Consider the following 17802-nt stretch of genomic DNA (forward strand, 5'->3'; position numbering starts at 1 on the left):
TCTTGGTGGGGATCAGTGGTCGTGCTCGTCGTCGAAGTCCGCGACGCCGCGTTTCCAGTAGCCGGTCACGTCGTGGTCGTCCTTGCCGAGCCCGAGGTCGTTCTTGAGCCAGCGGCGCAGCGGCTTGATCTGCCCGGCTTCACCGGCGACCCAGGCGTAGAGCCGTTCACCGGCGGGGACCTCGATCGTCATGACCGCGCGGGCGAGCATGTCCGAGGCACCCGGCGCGACGTCGCCTCGGTACAGCCAATGCACTTCGACGTCTCCGGGCGCGGACAGCTCGATCTCCTCGCTCGCGTCGGCGACCTCGATGAACACCCAGCCCGCGGCGGTGCGCGGCAACTCTTCGAGCCAGCGTGCGATCGCGGGCAGCGCGGTGAGATCACCGGCGAGCAGGTAGCGGTCGTAGGTGTGCGGCACGATCAGCCCACCGGGCGGACCGGCGACGTGCACCGGCGTGCCGGGGGCGACCTTCTCGGCCCAGCCGGAGCCGAGCCCGCCCTCGTGCAGCGCGACGTCGAGGTCGAGTTCCCCGGAAGCCGGGTCGTACCGGCGGACCGTGTACTCGCGCGACGTCGGGGAGGGCTTGGGCCAGCGCAGCATGTCGCCGTCCTGGACCGGCAGCTTCGGCTCGGCATCCAGCTCGGGGAACAGGACTTTCACGTGCTCGTCGGGCGAATGCGCCTCGAAACCCGCGGTTCCCGGCCCGCCGAGGGTGACGCGGAGCAGTCCGGAACCGATCATCGTGGTGCGCACGACCTCGGCCTGCCGGACGCGGATCGGGTACGGGACCTTCTCCGCGTGCGCTCCCCCGCGCACCTCGGCGATGCGTTCGAGGTGCCGGTGGCGATGGTCGGCGCGGCTCACGCGGTGCTCCCGGTGAGGACCTGGGTCCAGCGACCGAGGGTCGGCTGTTCGGCGAGGTCGGCGAACTCCAGGTTGTCGGCGCCTTCGGTGCGCCACTGCTCGACGAGGCCCATGATCCGCATCGAGTCGAGTCCGAGGTCGGTGAGATCGGTCTCCGGCTTCAGCTCGGCCGGATCGCAGCCGAGCAGTTCGGCGACGTCGGCGTGGATCTTCGCTGTGGTCAGGCTCATTACCGCGCTCCGGCGTGCATCGGGGCCAGCGCGGCGAGCGCGGCGGCCGTGGTGGTCAGTGCGCCGCAACGCTGGGCGACGTATTCGCAGGCCTGGTCGTGGCGTTCGCGGGAGAAGTCCGCGACCGCGTCGCCGACCAGGAACGGCTGGATGTCGCGCATGAACGCCTCGACGGCGGTGGCCTGGCAGCCGATATGCGCGTAGACGCCGGTGATCAGCAGCTGATCCCGGCCTGCCTCGGCGAGCTGTTCGGTGAACGTGCTGCGCTGGAACGCGCTGTAGCGCCACTTCGTCAGGACCTTGTCCCCCGGTTTCGGGGCGAGTTCGGCCACCACGTCGGCGGCGGCGGGGTCTTCGTCGATGACCGCGCCGATGCCGTCGCCCCAGAATTCGGTGAGCAGCCCGCGATCCTCGGCGGCCTGGTGACCGGGCTGCGCGGTGTAGAACACCGGGACACCCGCGGCGCGGGCGGCGTCGGCCAGCGCGGCGATGTTCGCGACCATCTCCGGCACCGGGGATCCTTCGTACGGCGCGAGGAAGTACCGCTGCGCGTCGTGCACCAGCAACGCGGCGCGGGCGGGGTCGGGCTTCCAGCCGACGCGGCCGGCGGGCAGCTCGGCCTCCGTCGGCAGGGCATATGGCTGAATCTCGGGCAGTGACACTCTCACTTCTCCTTCGCCAGGGCGGCCAGTGCCGCCCGCAGCTCGCGTTTGCTGGTCTTGCCGACGCCGGTGACCGGGAACTCCGGCACGATCTGGACCAGATCGGGCACCTTGAACGCCGCCACTCCGCGTTCACGCACGAACCGGCGCAGTTCCGCCGCGACGGGCTCGGCACCGGCAGCGGGGACGACGTAGGCGCAGGTGCGCTCGCCCAGGTACGGGTCCGGCACCGCGACGACGGCGGCGTCGAGCACGCCGGGGTGGGCCATCAGGTGGTTCTCGACCTCTTCCGCGGCCACCTTCTCGCCGCCGCGGTTGATCTGTTCCTTGGCCCTGCCGACGACTTCGAGGTGTCCCGACGGGTGCCGCCGCACGAGATCCCCGGTGCGGTAGAAGCCGTCCTCGGTGAACGCGGTCTTGTTGTGCTCGGCGGCACGGTAGTAGCCGCGGATCGTGTACGGGCCACGGGTCAGCAAGGCGCCGATCTCGCCCGGCGCGACGACGTCGTCCGAAGTGGACAGTGGGTCGTCCGGGTTCACGACGCGGATCTCGTCGTCCGGCGAGATCGGCCGTCCCTGCGTGGCGAGGACGTACTCGTCCGGATCGTCGAGCCGGGTGTAGCAGACCAGTCCCTCGGCCATGCCGAACACCTGCTGCAGACGGCAGCCCAGCGCGGGACCGATCTTCTCGGCCAGTTCACGCGCGCACTTCGCGCCGCCGACCAGCAGGACGTCCAAAGAGGACAGATCGCGGGTGTTCCGCGCGGCCGCCTGCGCCCACGCGGCGGCCAGCGGCGGCACGAGCCCGGTGATCGTCACGCCCTCGGCTTCGATCAGCCGGAACGCGGTGTCGGCGTCGGGACGCGGCGCGAACACCGTGGCCGCGCCCGCGTGCAGCGCCCCGAGAAGACCGGGCGAGCTGAGCGGGAAGTTGTGCGCGACCGGCAACGCGGCCAGGTACACGCTTTCCGGGCGCAGGCCACAGATCCGGGCGCTTTCGCGGACGCTGTAGAGGTAGTCGTCGTGCGTGCGCGGGATCAGTTTGGGCAGGCCGGTGCTGCCGCCGGACAGCTGGAGGAACGCGACCCCGGCGGGATCCGGATCCGGCAGGGCACGCGGGGTCGCCGCTTCGAGCACGGCGAACTCCTCCGTGCCGACGACGAAGACGTTCCGCACCGAAGGAATTTCGGCGGCGACCGCGTGCGCCATGGCCGCGTGGTCGAACCGTTCGTGTTCGCCGACGGTCAGGATCGCCGCCGCCTCGCTCTGTCCGGCGAAATGCCGCAGTTCGCTCGCCCGGTGGGCAGGCAGCGCGAATACCGGCAGCGCGCCCACCCTCCACAGTCCGAACACGACGGACGCGAACTCCGGCACGTTCGGCAGTTGCACGACGACCCGGTCACCCGGCTGGATTCCGGCCCCGGCGAATCCGGCCGCGAGCCGGTGCGCCCGCTCGTCGAGCTCGGCGAAGGTCCAGCGGGCGTTCTCGCCGATCACGGCGAGACGCTCGGCGTAGGCCTCGGCCAGGCTGGTCAGCAGTTTGCCGAAGGTCTGGCCGCGCCAGTATCCCGAAGCCCGGTAGCGCGCGGCGGTTTCGGGCGGCCAGGGCACGTGGTCGGAGGTCATTCCACTCCCTCCAGGCCGAGCGCGCGCAGCATGGTGCCGAACTTCGCGCCGGTCTCGGCGAGTTCGGCCGCCGGATCGGAACCCGCCACCACTCCCGCGCCGGCGAACAGCCGCACGGTGCGGTCTCGGACCTCGGCGCAGCGGATGGTGACGACCCATTCGCCGTCACCGTCCTGATCGGTCCAGCCGACGAGACCCGCGTAATAGCCGCGATCCTCGGGTTCGAGCGCGGCGATCGTGTCGCGGGCGAGCGCGGTCGGGACACCGCAGACGGCGGGTGTCGGATGCAGTGCTTCCGCCAGCCCGAGCGCGGACGAACCGGCGTCGCCCGGGTCTGCGAGCCGTCCGCTGATCCTGGTCGAGAGGTGCCACATCGTGGGCGTGCCGATCACCTCGGGTTCGGCGGGGACGTCGAGGTCGACGCAGAACCGGCCCAGCACTTCGGCCACCTGGGCGGCGACGTGGGCGTGTTCGGCACGGTCCTTTCCGGACGCCAGCAGATCGTCGATCCGGCGGGCGTTTTCGGCGTCGTCGGCCACTCGCGGCCGCGATCCGGCCAGCGGGTTGGCCGTCACCACCCGGCCGCGGCGGGAGACCAGCAGTTCCGGGCTCGCGCCGACCAGGGTGCGCGGCGCGGGATCCCCCGGCGCGCTGACGTCGACCGCGAAAGCGTGGGCCGCCGGATCCGCGTGGACGAGCCGGGCCAGCAGCCGCGGCACGGCGATGGGATCGCCACCGGTGACGTCGAGGCAGCGGGCCAGCACGATCTTGCGAAGGTCACCGTCGCGGATCTCGTCCAGCGCCTTGGCGACGGCAGTGGTGTAGACCTCCGGCGCGGGCCGCGGCGACACCGACCAGGTCCCGCCGCCGAGCGGGGCGACCGGACCACTCGCCTTCGGTGGTCCTGCCCGGCGCACCACGGCGGGCACCACCAGGCTGCTCGGCGCGTCGGGCCGGAATCCGATCGCTCCTGCCACCACGGGTTCGGTCACTCCCGCCACAAGGGCGGCGTCGAGGACTTCGGCGGCGGCACGGGCACGTTTACCCGGCACCGCGTGGACCGGGGAATACACCCCGTCGGCGAGAAGAGATCCTCGAGCGGACGAGTAGTAGAACGATCCGGGCAGGTACGCCGCCAGCAGATCGGCCGCCTGGTGGACCGGCCTTGGTCGAGCCGGTGCAGGTGAGGACACGACTGGATTCCCTTTCGCGAATACTACTGACCAGGTCGGCACCCCGTGGTGTTGCGGTGCCCTATGCGGCGCGGAACGCCACCCCCGGACGCGCCTTTTCGGTTAGCCTAACCTAATCATACGGACCCGAAAAGTCTTCGTTGCGTCATCGAGATCACGCGCGGAGCGTGGCCCCGCCGTCGACGTAGAGGTTCTGCATCGTGATGTGCCGCGCGCGATCGGAGGCCAAAAACAGGACGGCGTCGGCGATATCGGCCGGTTCGGCTATCCGGCCCAGCGGTATGCCGACACGGTATTGCTCCGGATTTCCCGCGATGACACGGTCCTCGCCGTTCTCGTCCGTCCACAGTAGACGTTGCATATCGGTGTCGGTCGAACCGGGAGAGACGATGTTGCAGCGGATGCCGGAGCCGGCGAGTTCGAGCCCGAGACAGCGGGTCAGCATCGTCGCGGCCGCCTTCGACGCGGCATAAGCGGCCATCCCGCTGCGCGGGACTCCCGCCGCGTTCGACCCGACGGTCACCAGCACACCGCTCCGGCGGGGCACCATCCGGCGGGAAATCTCGCGGAGCACGGTGAAGACACCGGTGGAGTTGACCGCGAAGGTCGCCGCCCAGTCTTCGTCGCTCGTGTCGCAGACGGACCCCGGCTTCAGTACACCCGCGACGGACGCGCCGATCCCGATCGGCCCGAGTTCGCGTTCGACCTCGTCGACGACCCGCGCGACGGCGGAGGGATCCCCGACGTCCGCGACGAACGACGTCACTCCGTCCCGGGGAGTGCCTTCCGCCAGATCCACCGCCGCCACGACCGCACCCGCCCCGGCGAGCGCGTCCACGACGGCCGCCCCGATCCCGCGCGCGCCTCCGGTGACGAGCGCGACCTTGCCCTCGATCCCTTCCACGCCACAACCACCCCGTTCCATTTGCTTAGCCTTGCCTAAGCTAGCGGTCCGATCGAGGCAAAGCGAGGGACCAACACCGGTGATTCGGGACACTTCCGGCCTGGACAGAGCAGGTAAAAATGCCGTGGTGCGTGCCGCCCGCGTGTGCGGGCCGGCCCTGGCTGGTTCGGTCCGTGAAGGCCTCCTTCCCTACCCTGAAGGTAGTGAAGGAGGCCTTCACGGACCGTGGCCGCCGCTAACCGGGCAAGGGACACGACAGCGGACCGCGGACGGATCCTTCGCCCCGCAAGGTGATCTGCGCGCTCCCGCCGAGAGAATCCCTGGCGGTGCACACGATCTGGTCGACCGCCCTCGCCGACAACCCGGCGACGCCGACCGACAAGGTCACCGTGACCCCGTTCGGCGCGGGCGTCTGGTCCAGAACGACAGTGCCGGGTGGGACTTCCGTGGTGTAGTCCCGTTCCCGCTCGCTCTCGTCCGGCCCGGTGGCGAGCAGATCGACGGGACTCGCCGGAGGAAGTTCCTGGGCCAGTGGGCGTAACACGCGCACCGGCTGCCCGCCGGACAGGAAGTAGAGCACCGCGCCGTTCGCGGGGCCCGCCGGCGCGGGCGCACCGGAGATCACGGCACTGGGCCGGACACCGCAGCCCGCGACCACCGAGACGATCAGCAGCGCCGAAAGCCAGTTCTTCCTCATGCCGTCACTCCCTGCCGGGGCAGGCGCAGCGTGAACACCGCGCCGCCGTCGACGCCGTTGGCCGCGCTCAGGCTGCCGCCGTGCAGCCGGGCGTTCTCCCAGGCGATCGCCAGTCCGAGCCCGCTGCCGCCGGACCTCGCCCTGGCCGAATCCGCCTTGTAGAACCGGTCGAACACGTGCGGGAGCACCTCGGGCGCCAGCCCGGGACCGCGATCCGAGACCTCCAGCGTGATCCACTCCCCCGCTTCGGAAAGCCGGAGTGAGACCGGCTTTTCCCCGTGCCGCAACGCGTTCCCGACCAAGTTCGCCACGATGACGTCCACCCGCCTGGGATCCCACTCGGCGAAGATCCCGGAGGGCAGGTCTCCCTCCACCTCGCTCGTCCAGCCCCGGATACGCAAGCTCGCCGTGATGACCTCGGCGACGTCGACTTCTTCCGGTGCCAGCGCGGCCGCACCGGCGTCGAAGCGGGAGACCTCGATGAGGTCGTTCACCAGCCGCGTCAGGTTGTGCGTCTCCTCGATGCTCATCTTCGCCGCGCGACCGGCGTCCCCCGGCAGCTTCGACGCCTCCTGCTCCAGTACGTCCGCGACCGCGGTCATCGCGGCGAGCGGGGTGCGCAGCTCGTGGGAGACGTCGGCGACGAACCGCCTCGCGTCGGCTTCCATCCGTTCCAGCTCGCCGACGTGCCGCTCCAGCGCTTCGGCCGTCTCGTTGAACGTGCGCGCCACCCCGGCCAGTTCGTCCGAGCCGCGGACGCTGATCCGCGCGCGCAGGTCGCCCTTCCCCAGCCGCCGCGCCGCGTCGCCCAGTTCCCGCACCGGCCGCAGGACTCCGCGGGCGGCCAGCAACGCCAGCCCGATCGCGAAGACGAGCGCCACCCCGCCGATCAGCCAGGCCCGGGTGGCGAGTTCGTCGATACTCTTCGCCTCCGGCGCCATGCTGCGCGCGATGTAGGCCTCGATGCCCGAATCCCGTTGCTGCCCACCGGGAAGCAGAACCGTGAACCTGGTGCCCACCACCAGCATCGGCGTGCCGCGGGAGTCGACTCGTTGCCAGGCGACATTTCCCGACCGGACTCGCTCGCGAAGCTCGGGTGAGATCAGCGCCCGCATCTGCTCGTTCCCGCTCGACTCGTCCTCGTACAGGACCAGTGAGCTCAGGTCACGGTCGGACAGCTCGCCGCTGATCCGGCTCAGCGTTCCGTCGGCCGGCGGCAGCGGGCCGAGCGGGAACAGCGCGGTGGCCTTGTCGACCAGGACGCGGGCGGTGGCGTCCTGCGCCTGCTGGAGGATCACGGTGCGGGACTGGACGTAGGCGCCGCCGGCGACCGTCGCCGCGGTGATCACGACCAGCAGGCTGAAGGCCAGGAGCAGGCGGGTGCGCAGCCCACCGAGCTTCACAGTGGTCCGAACCGGTAGCCGAACCCCCGGACCGTCTGCACGTATACCGGCGCGGACGAATCGTCCTCGATCTTCGCGCGCAGCCGCTGTACACAAGCGTCGACGACGCGCGAGTCGCCGAAGTACCCGTGCTCCCACACGCTTTCCAACAGGTACTGGCGGCTGAGCACCCGGCCAGGCACCTGGGTGAGTTCGAGCAGGAGCCGCAGTTCGGTCGGGGCGAGGGCGACGGGCTTGTCCCCCTTGGTCACCGTCAGCGCGGCACGGTCGATGCCGAGGTCGCCGTGCCGCTCGATCTCGGCCGGCGTGGGCGCCGCCGCCGCGGGTTGCCCGCTGCGGCGCAGCACCGCGCGGATCCGCGCCTCCAGCACCTGCGCCCTGGCGGGTTTGACCACGTAGTCGTCCGCGCCGGCGGCGAGTCCGGCCACCACGTCGATATCCTCGTTGCGCGCGGTGAGCATGATGATCGGCAGATCCCCCGCCGCCCGGATCCGGCGGCAGACCTCGAAACCGTCCAGTCCTGGCAACATCAGGTCCAGTACGACGATATCCGGCGGCCGGGACGCGAGCCGGGCGAGGCCTTCCTCGCCGGTGGCCACCGCGTCGACCGCGTGGCCACGGCCGCCCAGCGCCATGCTGAGCCCGTCACGCACGGCTTGATCGTCCTCGATGAGCAGCACCCTGGGCATGCCGACGACTATCGCAGCGCCGGACGGAATCCGCTCGTCCATGACACGCCATGGTGCCCATCCTGTTTCCGCGGAACGTCCACGGAATGTCTTCGTTCTGTCACGGCGTGCTCCGTGCGGAACGGTGACATTTTCGTCGGCGTCCGCGCACGCCGCCGCGATCGGGTTCGCACAGGCGTCGGCGAGTGTCGACGTCATGAAAGAACTCCTGCTCGCGGCGATCACCCGCGTCCTCGCGGTACTGCTGCTGATCCCGGCGTGGCTGCGGTCCCCCGGCCAGGCTCGGCGGCTCGCCTGCGGTTGGGCGCTGTCATTGCGGTTCCCCGCCGAAAATCTCGCCGGGCTGACCGCCGGAACGCTCGCCGCGTTCACCGCCGCCAGGACCGAGGCGTTCTGGCGGCACCGCACGCTCCTCGGCGTCACCTCGGGGCACCGGGACGCCGCCGAGCAGCATCGGCTGTACCTCGCCGAGGCTGGACGGAGCGGCAAGCGTGTCCTGCCGCCGCAGGATTCCGCGCACGTCAGCGGTACCGCGCTGGACGTCCGGCCGCGCGAAGGCGCGCAGTGGCTGGAGGTCCACGGCGCCCGCTTCGCGCTTTACCGGATCTACGACAACGAATGGTGGCATTTCGAGTACCGGCCCGGCGAGGCTCCGCCCGCGCGGCTGCCGCATCCCGGCTGGCGGACGACCCACTCACGCGCCCGTGACTAGCGCGGGACCGTTCCCACCCAATGTCACGTAGCTTAAGTTGATCTTGGGCGAGGTTGACGGGTGGGGTGAAGGCTCCCTTCGCTGCGTCTGATGCGACGAAGGGGCACCTTCGGCCTGGTCGTGGGTCGAGGGGGTCGTGAGTGGCGTTTCGGGTTCTAACCCGAAACGCCACTCACGACCCCCTCGTGGGCGCGGTCGGCTCCTGTCTGCCAGAGGGCAACCGAGCGCGTGACCTGCGGCAACCCTCACCGCTTACGATCAAGACCCCATCCAAGATCAACTCAAGCTACGTGGCATTGCGTTCCCACCTGCGCCGACTGCTGGTTGCGAAAGTGGCCTTCGCGACCCTGCCGGATGCGGCGTCGGTGCGGAGTTGCGTGTCGCTGGGTCACCCCTCCACCGTGATCCGCGGTGCCAACGCCGCCAGGAAGTCGGCCGCGTCGAAGACCTCGCCCGCCGAGACGACCCCGGTCGCCTTCGTCCGGCCGTCGAGCACGCGCTGGACGGCCTCCACCACCAGCGGTGCCGTGATCGCGTAGATGTCCTGCCCCCGTGCGACGATCTGCCGTTCTTCGCCGCCGGACCGCACGACGACGTCGACCACGAACTCCTGCGAGGAAGGGCCGCCGGCGGGAGGCGCGGGCGTCTCGGGCGTCACGACCTCGCGAGCCGCGTTCACCGTCATGTACGTGGTCACCTCGGGAATGTCGAGGTGACTGGGGACGGTGACGACGTCGGCCATCGTGAACTCCCCGAGCACGGCCCGGGTCCCGAGCGGTGCGGGGAAGTCCCAATCCAGCTCCGGCAGCGCGTCGTCGCGGTGTTCGATCCGGCCGCCGGAGAAGCGGATCCGCTTGCCGTCACGCCGCTCCCGCGAGACCCTGCCCGCCGCGCGGGTCCCCTCCGTCGGATGCCAGCTGCTCAGCCCGTAGGCGACGTGGGCTTCGTCGGCGGACGTCCAGTCGCCCATCGCGGCGGTGACCATCAGGTCGCCGAGGCCACCGAAGAACGCCATCGCCGGGATCACCGTCGCTCCCGCCGCACGCTCGCCGAACTGAGCGAAGGTGTCGATGTTCGCTTCGAGCTCCGCGGCCACGTCGAGATACGGGATCCCCGCCCGCAGCGCCGCTTCGATCACCGGAGCGGCGGTGTCGGCGAAAGGCCCGGCGGCGTTGATCACCGCGTCCGCGCCCGCGAACGCGCGGTCGAGCGAAGCCGGGTCGTCCACCGACACCTGCCGCACGTCGAGATCGGGCCAAGGCAGGCCGCGCAGTTTCGCCTCGTCGCGTCCCACGGCCAGCACGCCGAATCCGCGTTCGCGCAACTCCGCCACCACGAACCGCCCGGTGTGCCCGTAAGCCCCGAATACCGCGACGTCGTAGTTCCCCATGATTTCTCCTGTCCTCGGACGATCCACTGTGGACCATCCTGTCGGCGGATCCCGCCGATCGACAGTGTCCGGAACGCCATCATGCGTACACTTTCGGACATGAGCACGGTCGCCCTCGCCGCCACGGACGGGATGCTGCAGTTCGAGCTGTCCATCGCCCACGAGGTCTTCGACACAGGCCTGTACGAATTCGGCGTCTACGGCTCGAAGCCGGTGAAGGTCGGCCGGTTCCTGCTCGAACCGGATCACGGCCTCGAAGGTCTGAAGCGCGCCGGCACCGTCATCGTTCCCGGCTGGGCGGACATCGACGTCGATCCGCCGTCCGATCTGGTCGAGGCCGTGCGCGTCGCCCACGAAGCGGGCGCGCGGGTGGCGTCCCTGTGCACGGGCGCGTTCGTGCTGGCGGCCGCCGGTCTGCTCGACGGCCGCCGGGCGACGACGCACTGGGCGCACACCGACGTCCTCGCCGCCCGGTTTCCCTTGGTGGAGGTCGATCCGGACGTCCTCTACGTCGACAACGGCAGCGTGCTCACCTCGGCGGGCAAAGCCGCAGCGATGGACCTTTGCCTGCATCTGGTCCGTTCCGACCACGGTTCGGCCGTCGCGAACACCATCGCCCGCCGCCTGGTCGTCCCGCCGCACCGCGCGGGCGGGCAGGCCCAGTTCGTCACCGCCCCGGTTCCCGACCAGGACGACCATCCGCTCGGCCGTCTGCTCCCCTGGGTCACCGAACGGCTCGACCGGCCGCTGACCGTCGAGGACCTCGCCCGGCACGCGAACATGAGTTCCCGCAATCTGGCCAGGCACTTCCGGTCGGCGACCGGGACGACCCCGCTGCGCTGGCTGCTGACCCAGCGCATCCGCCGTGCTCAGGAACTCCTGGAACGGACCGACGACAGCGTCGACCTGATCGCCGAGGCCACCGGGATGGGCACCGCCGCCACGCTGCGGCGGCACTTCAACCGCACGGTCGGAGTGCCGCCGGACAGCTATCGCCGCACGTTCCGCGCGGTCAACGCAGGTGTGCCGTGATCAGGTCCGCGACGGCCGCCATCCCGGCCTCGTTCGGGTGGTACGGCACGCGTCCCGGCGCGGCCGCGTACCGCTCCATCCACGGGACGGCAGCACAGGCGTCGTGGTCCGTGCTGACCGCGGCCGCGGGGATCAGGGTGGCCCGTTCGGTGCGGGCCGCCCGCCGGGTCGCCGCCGCGAGCCGGTCCGCGACCTCGCGTTCGAAGGCCAGCTGCTCCGGGGTGAGCGGAACGCCGTCGCAGGCGGGCGTGGTGCGCGGGACGATCGTCAGGTAGTCGACGACCAGCACCCGCGCCCGCGGCGCGCGCCGATGGACCGCCGCGATGACGGCGCCGATCTTCTCGTGCACCGTGGTCAGCGCGGCGCGGACGGCGTCCTGGTCGACCTGGCCGCAGTTCGTGCCGCCGGTGTTCTGGCAGCCGTAGGTGAACAGGCTCCCGACGTAGCCGACGTCGTTGCCGCCGATGGTGACCGTCACGAGCCGGGTGTCCCTGGTGACGGCCTCGATCTGCGGCGGCTGCCCGGCCTGTCCGGTGGTGAGGATGTTCGCCGTGGTCGCTCCGCTGCAGGTGACGTCGGTGAGGGCGAATCCGCGTTCCCCGGCCACGAGACTCGCGTAGTTCTTCGTCGAACGTCCGCACGCCGCCGGGGTTCCGGGCTGCTGCGGCGGGATTCCCGGTCCAGCCGCGAAGGAACTGCCCATGGCGACGTAGCGGGCGGCCCCGGCGGCTTGGCCGGGCGGCGTGGCCAGGAGACCGATCGTGACCGCGGCGAGCACCGCGACGGCTATCCGCTTGACCATGGCGAACCCCTTATCTCAGGAAGGTGACCGGTTCCGGTCCCGCGATGCCGTCGATGGCACCGAGGGCGAGCAGATCTTCGGGACGTGGCTTCAGCGCATCGGCGAGGGCGGGGGTCTCTTCAGGGTCCCGTTTGAGGATCCCGGCCGCCAGTTCCGGGGCGATGACGGAGAAACAGGCGTCCGGGGTGAGCCAGAGCCGGTCCGCCGAGCAGAACGCGAGCGCGCCGCCAGAACCGCCTTCCCCGATCACCAGGGTCGTGATCGGCACCTCCGCCGCCGCGATCGCGCCGAACAGCTCGGCGATGGCGTTCCCGGCCCCGGCCGTCTCCGCGGCCGGATCGGCGGCCGCCCCCGGGGTGTCGACGAGGGTCAGCACCGGCAGGCCCAGCCGGTCGGCGAGCCGGAGCAGCCGGGTCGCCGTCCGGAAACCGCCGGGCGTGGTCGCGATGCCGGTCTGCGCCGCGAAGGCGATCGGCCGCCCGCCCCGGCTTCCGATCCCGCAACGGACGCCGTCGTCGATACCGCCCCGGAGAGTGACGCGGGTGTCGAAGTAGTCGTCGAGGTAGGCACCCGCGCGGGGCCGTCCCGCAGACCGGGCGCGGAGAACGGCCTGCCAGCCGTCCGGAGCGGGTTCGAGGGCGCCGAGTGCGCGGGGCAGCTCCGCCGGGCGGTTCCGGGAGGCACCGGTCAGGAGACCGAGCCAGACCTCGAGCCGGTCGGTGATCGCGTCTTCGGCCACGAGTTCATCGACATATCCGGCCGCGTACTGGTTTTCCGCCGTGTACGCCGGATCGTCGGCGTACCGCTCCGGCCGCACCCGGCGTCCGGCGAAACCCACCTGAGCGCCGGGGACGGCGAGCACGACGTCGGCGTCGGCGCCGAGCGACGCCCACACCCCGCCGGTAGTGGGGTGCCGCGCGACGCTGATGTGCGGCAACCGCTCTTCGCGCAGCAGCGCCAGACCGCGCGCGATCCGCTGCAGTTGCCGCAGCGCGGGAACACCCTCCTGCATCCGGGTGCCGCCCGTGGACAGCAGCGAAACGACGGGAAGCCGGTGCGAGCGCGCCTCGTCGAGCGCCCGTTCGATGAGCGCGCCGGTCCTCGTCCCGACCGAACCGCCGAGGAAGCCGAACTCGAAGCGGATCACGACGACCTCGTGGCCGCCGATCTTCGCGCGTTCCCAGACCACCGACTCGTCCGTGCCCGTGCGTTTCCTGGCGCGTGCCAGGGAAGCGGCGTAACCGTCCCAGCCCAGCGGGTCAGTCATGGAGAGCCCGCTTGAGGACCTTGCCCATCTCGTTGCGCGGCAACGCTTCCAGGTACCGCACCACACGCGGCCGCTTGTGCGGGGACAGCAGTCCGGCGACGTGGTCGGCCAGTTCGCCCGCCGTCGGCTTGGCCCCGGCCGGGACGATCCAGGCCACGATGCGCTCGCCGAGGTCGTCGTCCGGCTCCCCGGTGACGGCCGCCTCCGCGACCCCCGGATGTTCCAGGAGCGCGTTCTCGATCTCGCCGGCGCCGATCTTGTAGCCGCCGCTCTTGATCAGGTCGGTGGCGCGGCGGCCCACGATCCGCACGTAGCCGTCCGGATCGCGCACCGCCATGTCGCCGGTCTTGAACCAGCCGTCGCGCATCGTGGCTTCCGTGGCGTCCGGCCGGTTCAGGTAGCCGAGGAACAGGTTCGGGCCGCGGACCTCGATCTCGCCGACGGACTCGCCGGTGAGCGGTTCTCCCGCGTCGTCGACCAGCCGCAGTTCGACGCCGGGCACCGGCGGGCCGACCGCACCTGGCCGCCGGTCCCCCGTCGCGCGGACACCGCAGTTCATCAGAGTTTCGGTCATGCCATAGCGTTCGACGACCCGCTGTCCGGTCGCGGCGGTGATCCGCTCGTGGTCGGTCGCGGGCAGGGCCGCCGAACCCGAAACCAGCAGCCGCGCCGCGCCCACTCCGGCGGCCAGCGCGGGATCGGCCTCGCAATCGGCCGCGAGCCGGTGGTACATCGTCGGGACACCGAAGAGCATCGTGCCCGCACCGGCGAGTTCCTTCGCGGCCGCTTCGGTCGAGAACCGGCCGAGGTGGTGCAGCGCACCGCCCCGTCGCAGCGGGCCGACGACGCCCAGGATAAGGCCGTGCACATGGAACAGCGGAAGGGCGTGCACGAGGACGTCGGCGTCGGTCCAGTCCCAGATCTCCGCGAGCGCGTCGAGATTCGACGCCACCGCGCGGCGCGGGAGGATGACGCCCTTCGGCGGTCCGGTAGTGCCCGACGTGTAGATGACGAACGCCGGAGACTCCGGGTCGGGTTCCTCGCCTCGCCACGGCGTGCCCGAGGTGTCCAGCTCGACCGGAACCCGCGGCAGCACATCGAGTTCCGGTGGCAGCTCGGCGTCCGGCGCGGCCAGCACGAGGTCCGGCGCGCTGTCGGCGACGATATGCGCCAGTTCGCGTGATCCGGCCTTCGGATTGATCGGCACCACCGGGACGCCGGCGGTCAGCGAGGCGACGATCGCGACGCAGGTTCGCAGCGTCGGTGTCGCCCACACCGCGACCCGCGGGCGCCCGGCCAGCGCGGCGGCGAGCGGGCCCGCGACGCACGCGAGTTGGCCGTAGGTCAGGGATTCGTCGCCGAACCGCAGGGCGACGCGGTCACTCTTCCCGGCAACCAGCATGGATCTCCTCCTCAGCCCCAGTTGGGCACGACGAACACGAGCCAGGCGATCAGCGGCACGACGGCCACCACGAGCGCCCCGTAGACCAGCAGTTGTTTGAAGAACTTGTCGCGGTCGACGTCCTTCGCGTTGGCGAGGACGAGCGCGCCGTTGGTGGAGAAGGGACTGACGTCCACCATCGTCGCCGAGACCGCGAGGGCGGCGATCATGCCGACCGGCCCGATCGTCCCCTGCGCCAGGAACGGCACGGCGAGCGGGATGAGCGCGCCCATCAGCCCGACCGACGACGCGAAGGCGGAGACGATACCTCCGATGTAGCAGAGCAGCAGCGCCGCGAGCAGCGGGATCCCGACGGTGGTGACCGCGTTGCCGACGTAGTCGATGGTGCCGATCTCCTTCAGCACCGCCACGTAGGTCAGCACACCGCAGATCAGCAGCACGGTCGGCCAGGTGATCTCGGAGACGGCGGAACGGCTGGTCTTGGGCCACGCGACGCTCAGCAGGACGGCGACGGTGATGGCGGTCAAGCCCGGGTCGAGGTCGAACACGAGGGTGCCGGCCACGAGCGCGACCAGGCCGGTCAGCGTCACGATCTTCGGCCCGTCCAAGGGAATGCGCCGTTCGTGCGGCAGCGGTTCTTCGTCGGCCTCCACTCCCTCGGCGCCCGCCGTCACGAGCTGGCGGCGCCGCAGTTTGGTCCCGCCGAGTACGACGAAAAGGACGCCCGCGATGGCGAGGTTCATGCCGAGGCTCGCGAAGAACAGCACCACGGGGCTGCCCGCGATGTGGTTGCGCTCGACGATCCCGTTGACGATCGAGCCGTAGACGCTGATCGGCGAGAACCCGCCGCCCTGCGCGCCGTGCACGACCATCGCGCCCATGAGCAGTGGGCTGATCTTGTAGCGGGCGGCGAAACCGAGCGCGATCGGCGCGACGATCGCGCAGGCAGCCGGGCTCACCGCGCCGATCGCGGTCAGCGCTCCGGTGACCACGAACATCACCCACGGGATGAGCGCGATCCGGCCGCCGACCAGGCGGACGGCCGCGGCGACCAGCCAGTCGGTGGTGCCGTTGGCCCTGGCGATGGCGAACAGATAGGTGACCCCCACCAGGACCACGAAGATGTCGCCGGGGAAGCCGGCGAAGATGCCGTCGGTGTCCAGGCCACCGGCGAGGGTGCCGACGAGGAAAGCGCCGGCGAAGGCGAGCGCCCCCATGTTGATCGAGCGGGTCGTGGCGAGGGCGAAGATCACCACGAGAACAAGGATCGAGATCAGCTGGGCGGACATGACCGTCCTCCTTGACGGCGGGAGCCCCTTGGCGCGTGGCCGAGTGGACTAGTGGCTGAGCCACTTTCCCTGTGACGGCGACCACCTGTCAACCCACGAGTGGTAAATTGGCTGAGCCACTTGTCCAGCCAAGGGAGGGCACCGAGTGCCGGAGGCGTTGAGCCGGTTGAACCGGGCGAAGCTCTACGAGCAGGTCGTCGAGCGGATCAAGGCGCACGTCGAGGAGTCCGGCCTGCGCGCGGGCGACAAACTCCCCAGCGAACGCGACCTCGCCGAGCGGCTCGGGGTCAGCCGCGCGTCGATCAAGCAGGCGATCGTCGTGCTCGAGGTGCAGGGCCTGCTCGAATCCCGGCACGGCGGGGGCACCTACCTGCGGAACGATCACCTCGACGTCGAACCGGTCGACGAACTCGTCGCCCGCCGCAAGCGGCTTCCGGAAGTACTCGAAGCCCGCGAGGCGATGGAGACCAAGCTCGCGGAACTGGCCGCGTCGCGACGATCCGACGCGGACCTCGCCGCCATCGACGCGGCACTGGAGTACATGAAGACCGAGATCGAGGACGGCGGGCACGGCGCCGAAGGCGATCGCCGGTTCCACGAAGCGATCACCGCCGCCGCGAACAACGCCCTCCTCGCCGAGTTCATGCGTTCGATCGACACGCAGATCGCGGAAAGCCGCAACGAGTCTTTGCGGCAACCCGGCAGGCCGTGGCGCTCACTGAGCCAGCATCACAACATCGCCGAGGCCATCCGGAACGGCGACCCGAAGGCGGCCGCGAACGCGATGCGGCGGCATGTCCAGACCGTCAGCAAGGTCCGGTTGCTGACCTGGGACCCGCAGGCCGACTAGCGTTTCACCAAGCCGTTCGCGGCGATCTCGGTCGCCGCCGCGAGCAAGGCACGCAGCTGCTTTTCGTCGCGGCGCAAGGCATCCGGCCGCCAGCCGAGGCTGATGATCCCGTTCCACGCCGCCCACAGCACGGTGGCGGCCTCTTCCGCGTCGACGTCCCGCAGTTCGCCGGCCTCCACCCCTACACGCAGGGCGCCCACGAGCCGCGCGTTCTGCTCGGCGACCGACCGGGCGAGCCGTTCCGCCAATTCGCGGCCCGCCGCGTAGCCGCCGATCCGCCGCACGTGGCGCTGGCGCAACACCTACGGCTGGCTCGTCGAGTATCCCGTCGACGCACGGGCCATGGAGAGTTTCATCGGCCCCGTCATGACCGATCCGGCCATCCGCCACGACGGCCGCAAGGCCATCGGCAGCGTGTCGGCGCGGTACAGCCGTGAGGCGGCCGCCCGCCTCACGACCCGGTTCGGCAAACCGATCCTGCTGGCCTGGGCCGCGGAGGACGCGTGTTCCCGCTCGCCCACGCGCGGCGGTTCGCCGAACGGCTGGACGCGCCGTTGAAGACCATTCCGGACAGTCACGCGTACACGGCCGAGGACCAGCCGGCGAAGACGGCCGCCGTGATCACCGAATGGGCTCGGCAACTTCTTAGCGGCGAAGCGACCGTGGCGCGTTGATCCAGTGGGTCGTGGGGGGGGGTTTTGGGTTTCGCCCCAAACACCCCCCCCCCCCCCCCCCACCCCAACAACCATTTGGTCCCAAAAACCACCCGCGGGGTTCTTAAGGGGCCC

The 17802-nt window shown here is 70.8% G+C and carries 19 protein-coding genes; 4 read left to right on the top strand and 15 right to left on the bottom strand.

The window, feature by feature from the left end; genetic code table 11:
• Positions 1 to 12 precede the first annotated feature (12 nt).
• From AC0685_RS37695 to AC0685_RS37735, 9 genes are all read right to left on the bottom strand, one after another.
• The gene (locus AC0685_RS37695; protein WP_478229855.1) at positions 13 to 867 is read right to left on the bottom strand and encodes a siderophore-interacting protein; all 855 of its coding nucleotides are present in this window, start codon (positions 865 to 867) and stop codon (positions 13 to 15) included.
• Positions 864 to 1097 carry a phosphopantetheine-binding protein gene (locus AC0685_RS37700; RefSeq protein ID WP_478229856.1) on the bottom strand — a complete coding sequence of 78 codons (234 nt, stop codon included), beginning with the start codon at positions 1095 to 1097 and terminating at the stop codon, positions 864 to 866. Before AC0685_RS37700 ends, AC0685_RS37695 begins: the two co-directional genes overlap by 4 nt.
• Positions 1097 to 1765: an isochorismatase family protein gene (locus AC0685_RS37705; protein ID WP_478229857.1), complete on the bottom strand. Its 669-nt coding sequence runs from the start codon at positions 1763 to 1765 to the stop codon at positions 1097 to 1099. The genes AC0685_RS37700 and AC0685_RS37705 overlap by 1 nt, the downstream gene beginning before the upstream one ends.
• A complete protein-coding gene (locus AC0685_RS37710) occupies positions 1762 to 3384 on the bottom strand; it encodes a (2,3-dihydroxybenzoyl)adenylate synthase (protein ID WP_478229858.1) in 1623 nt (540 codons plus the stop codon). Before AC0685_RS37710 ends, AC0685_RS37705 begins: the two co-directional genes overlap by 4 nt.
• Positions 3381 to 4577, bottom strand: a complete 1197-nt coding sequence (locus AC0685_RS37715) for an isochorismate synthase (RefSeq protein WP_478229859.1) — start codon at positions 4575 to 4577, stop codon at positions 3381 to 3383. The genes AC0685_RS37710 and AC0685_RS37715 overlap by 4 nt, the downstream gene beginning before the upstream one ends.
• A 154-nt stretch (positions 4578 to 4731) precedes the next feature.
• On the bottom strand, positions 4732 to 5481 hold the full coding sequence (gene dhbA / locus AC0685_RS37720; RefSeq protein ID WP_478229860.1) for a 2,3-dihydro-2,3-dihydroxybenzoate dehydrogenase: 750 nt from the start codon (positions 5479 to 5481) through the stop codon (positions 4732 to 4734).
• Positions 5482 to 5716: 235 nt separating this feature from the next.
• Positions 5717 to 6178: a GerMN domain-containing protein gene (locus AC0685_RS37725; protein ID WP_478229861.1), complete on the bottom strand. Its 462-nt coding sequence runs from the start codon at positions 6176 to 6178 to the stop codon at positions 5717 to 5719.
• Positions 6175 to 7581, bottom strand: coding sequence for an ATP-binding protein (locus AC0685_RS37730; protein WP_478229862.1), 1407 nt, complete (start codon positions 7579 to 7581; stop codon positions 6175 to 6177). Before AC0685_RS37730 ends, AC0685_RS37725 begins: the two co-directional genes overlap by 4 nt.
• The gene (locus AC0685_RS37735) at positions 7578 to 8312 is read right to left on the bottom strand and encodes a response regulator (protein WP_478229863.1); all 735 of its coding nucleotides are present in this window, start codon (positions 8310 to 8312) and stop codon (positions 7578 to 7580) included. The genes AC0685_RS37730 and AC0685_RS37735 overlap by 4 nt, the downstream gene beginning before the upstream one ends.
• 154 nt (positions 8313 to 8466) lie before the next feature.
• On the opposite strand from AC0685_RS37735, the gene AC0685_RS37740 reads away from it, so the two are divergent.
• Complete coding sequence (locus AC0685_RS37740) at positions 8467 to 8982, top strand: M15 family metallopeptidase domain-containing protein (RefSeq protein WP_478229913.1); 516 nt, start codon at positions 8467 to 8469, stop codon at positions 8980 to 8982.
• A gap of 388 nt (positions 8983 to 9370) precedes the next feature.
• On the opposite strand, the gene AC0685_RS37745 is transcribed toward AC0685_RS37740, so the two are convergent.
• Positions 9371 to 10372 carry a saccharopine dehydrogenase family protein gene (locus AC0685_RS37745; protein WP_478229864.1) on the bottom strand — a complete coding sequence of 334 codons (1002 nt, stop codon included), beginning with the start codon at positions 10370 to 10372 and terminating at the stop codon, positions 9371 to 9373.
• A gap of 99 nt (positions 10373 to 10471) precedes the next feature.
• Here AC0685_RS37745 and AC0685_RS37750 point away from each other — a divergent pair, with 99 nt between their 5' ends.
• The gene (locus tag AC0685_RS37750) at positions 10472 to 11404 is read left to right on the top strand and encodes a helix-turn-helix domain-containing protein (RefSeq protein WP_478229865.1); all 933 of its coding nucleotides are present in this window, start codon (positions 10472 to 10474) and stop codon (positions 11402 to 11404) included.
• Here AC0685_RS37750 and AC0685_RS37755 read toward each other — a convergent pair.
• From AC0685_RS37755 to AC0685_RS37770, 4 genes are read right to left on the bottom strand one after another with little or no spacing between them, the layout of a single operon-like run.
• Entirely contained in the window at positions 11385 to 12206 is an 822-nt protein-coding gene (locus AC0685_RS37755) for an SGNH/GDSL hydrolase family protein (RefSeq protein ID WP_478229866.1), read from the bottom strand. The two genes, AC0685_RS37750 and AC0685_RS37755, sit on opposite strands and share 20 nt — an antisense overlap.
• Before the next feature lie 10 nt (positions 12207 to 12216).
• Complete coding sequence (locus AC0685_RS37760) at positions 12217 to 13473, bottom strand: carboxyl transferase domain-containing protein (protein WP_478229867.1); 1257 nt, start codon at positions 13471 to 13473, stop codon at positions 12217 to 12219.
• A complete protein-coding gene (locus tag AC0685_RS37765) occupies positions 13466 to 14875 on the bottom strand; it encodes an acyl-CoA synthetase (protein ID WP_478229868.1) in 1410 nt (469 codons plus the stop codon). The genes AC0685_RS37760 and AC0685_RS37765 overlap by 8 nt, the downstream gene beginning before the upstream one ends.
• Positions 14876 to 14886: 11 nt before the next feature.
• Complete coding sequence (locus AC0685_RS37770; RefSeq protein WP_478229869.1) at positions 14887 to 16164, bottom strand: SLC13 family permease; 1278 nt, start codon at positions 16162 to 16164, stop codon at positions 14887 to 14889.
• Positions 16165 to 16309: 145 nt separating this feature from the next.
• Between AC0685_RS37770 and AC0685_RS37775 the strand changes: the two genes are divergently transcribed.
• On the top strand, positions 16310 to 17014 hold the full coding sequence (locus AC0685_RS37775; protein ID WP_478229870.1) for a FadR/GntR family transcriptional regulator: 705 nt from the start codon (positions 16310 to 16312) through the stop codon (positions 17012 to 17014).
• Here the strand turns inward: AC0685_RS37775 and AC0685_RS37780 are convergent.
• Entirely contained in the window at positions 17011 to 17316 is a 306-nt protein-coding gene (locus tag AC0685_RS37780) for a TetR family transcriptional regulator C-terminal domain-containing protein (RefSeq protein WP_478229871.1), read from the bottom strand. The genes AC0685_RS37775 and AC0685_RS37780 overlap by 4 nt on opposite strands.
• A 40-nt stretch (positions 17317 to 17356) precedes the next feature.
• Between AC0685_RS37780 and AC0685_RS37785 the strand changes: the two genes are divergently transcribed.
• Complete coding sequence (locus tag AC0685_RS37785; protein WP_478229872.1) at positions 17357 to 17572, top strand: hypothetical protein; 216 nt, start codon at positions 17357 to 17359, stop codon at positions 17570 to 17572.
• Positions 17573 to 17802: the final 230 nt, after the last annotated feature.

Source organism: Amycolatopsis sp. NPDC043889 (assembly GCF_056435645.1).

What these genes read in the sequence shown, in the direction of transcription:
- AC0685_RS37700 (WP_478229856.1), bottom strand. Translation starts at nt 1,097, where the DNA reads ATGAGCCTGACCACAGCGAAGATCCACGCCGACGTCGCCGAACTGCTC.
- AC0685_RS37710 (WP_478229858.1), bottom strand. Translation starts at nt 3,384, where the DNA reads ATGACCTCCGACCACGTGCCCTGGCCGCCCGAAACCGCCGCGCGCTAC.
- AC0685_RS37725 (WP_478229861.1), bottom strand. Translation starts at nt 6,178, where the DNA reads ATGAGGAAGAACTGGCTTTCGGCGCTGCTGATCGTCTCGGTGGTCGCG.
- AC0685_RS37735 (WP_478229863.1), bottom strand. Translation starts at nt 8,312, where the DNA reads ATGGACGAGCGGATTCCGTCCGGCGCTGCGATAGTCGTCGGCATGCCC.
- AC0685_RS37740 (WP_478229913.1), top strand. Translation starts at nt 8,467, where the DNA reads ATGAAAGAACTCCTGCTCGCGGCGATCACCCGCGTCCTCGCGGTACTG.
- AC0685_RS37745 (WP_478229864.1), bottom strand. Translation starts at nt 10,372, where the DNA reads ATGGGGAACTACGACGTCGCGGTATTCGGGGCTTACGGGCACACCGGG.
- AC0685_RS37750 (WP_478229865.1), top strand. Translation starts at nt 10,472, where the DNA reads ATGAGCACGGTCGCCCTCGCCGCCACGGACGGGATGCTGCAGTTCGAG.
- AC0685_RS37755 (WP_478229866.1), bottom strand. Translation starts at nt 12,206, where the DNA reads ATGGTCAAGCGGATAGCCGTCGCGGTGCTCGCCGCGGTCACGATCGGT.
- AC0685_RS37760 (WP_478229867.1), bottom strand. Translation starts at nt 13,473, where the DNA reads ATGACTGACCCGCTGGGCTGGGACGGTTACGCCGCTTCCCTGGCACGC.
- AC0685_RS37765 (WP_478229868.1), bottom strand. Translation starts at nt 14,875, where the DNA reads ATGCTGGTTGCCGGGAAGAGTGACCGCGTCGCCCTGCGGTTCGGCGAC.
- AC0685_RS37770 (WP_478229869.1), bottom strand. Translation starts at nt 16,164, where the DNA reads ATGTCCGCCCAGCTGATCTCGATCCTTGTTCTCGTGGTGATCTTCGCC.
- AC0685_RS37785 (WP_478229872.1), top strand. Translation starts at nt 17,357, where the DNA reads ATGGAGAGTTTCATCGGCCCCGTCATGACCGATCCGGCCATCCGCCAC.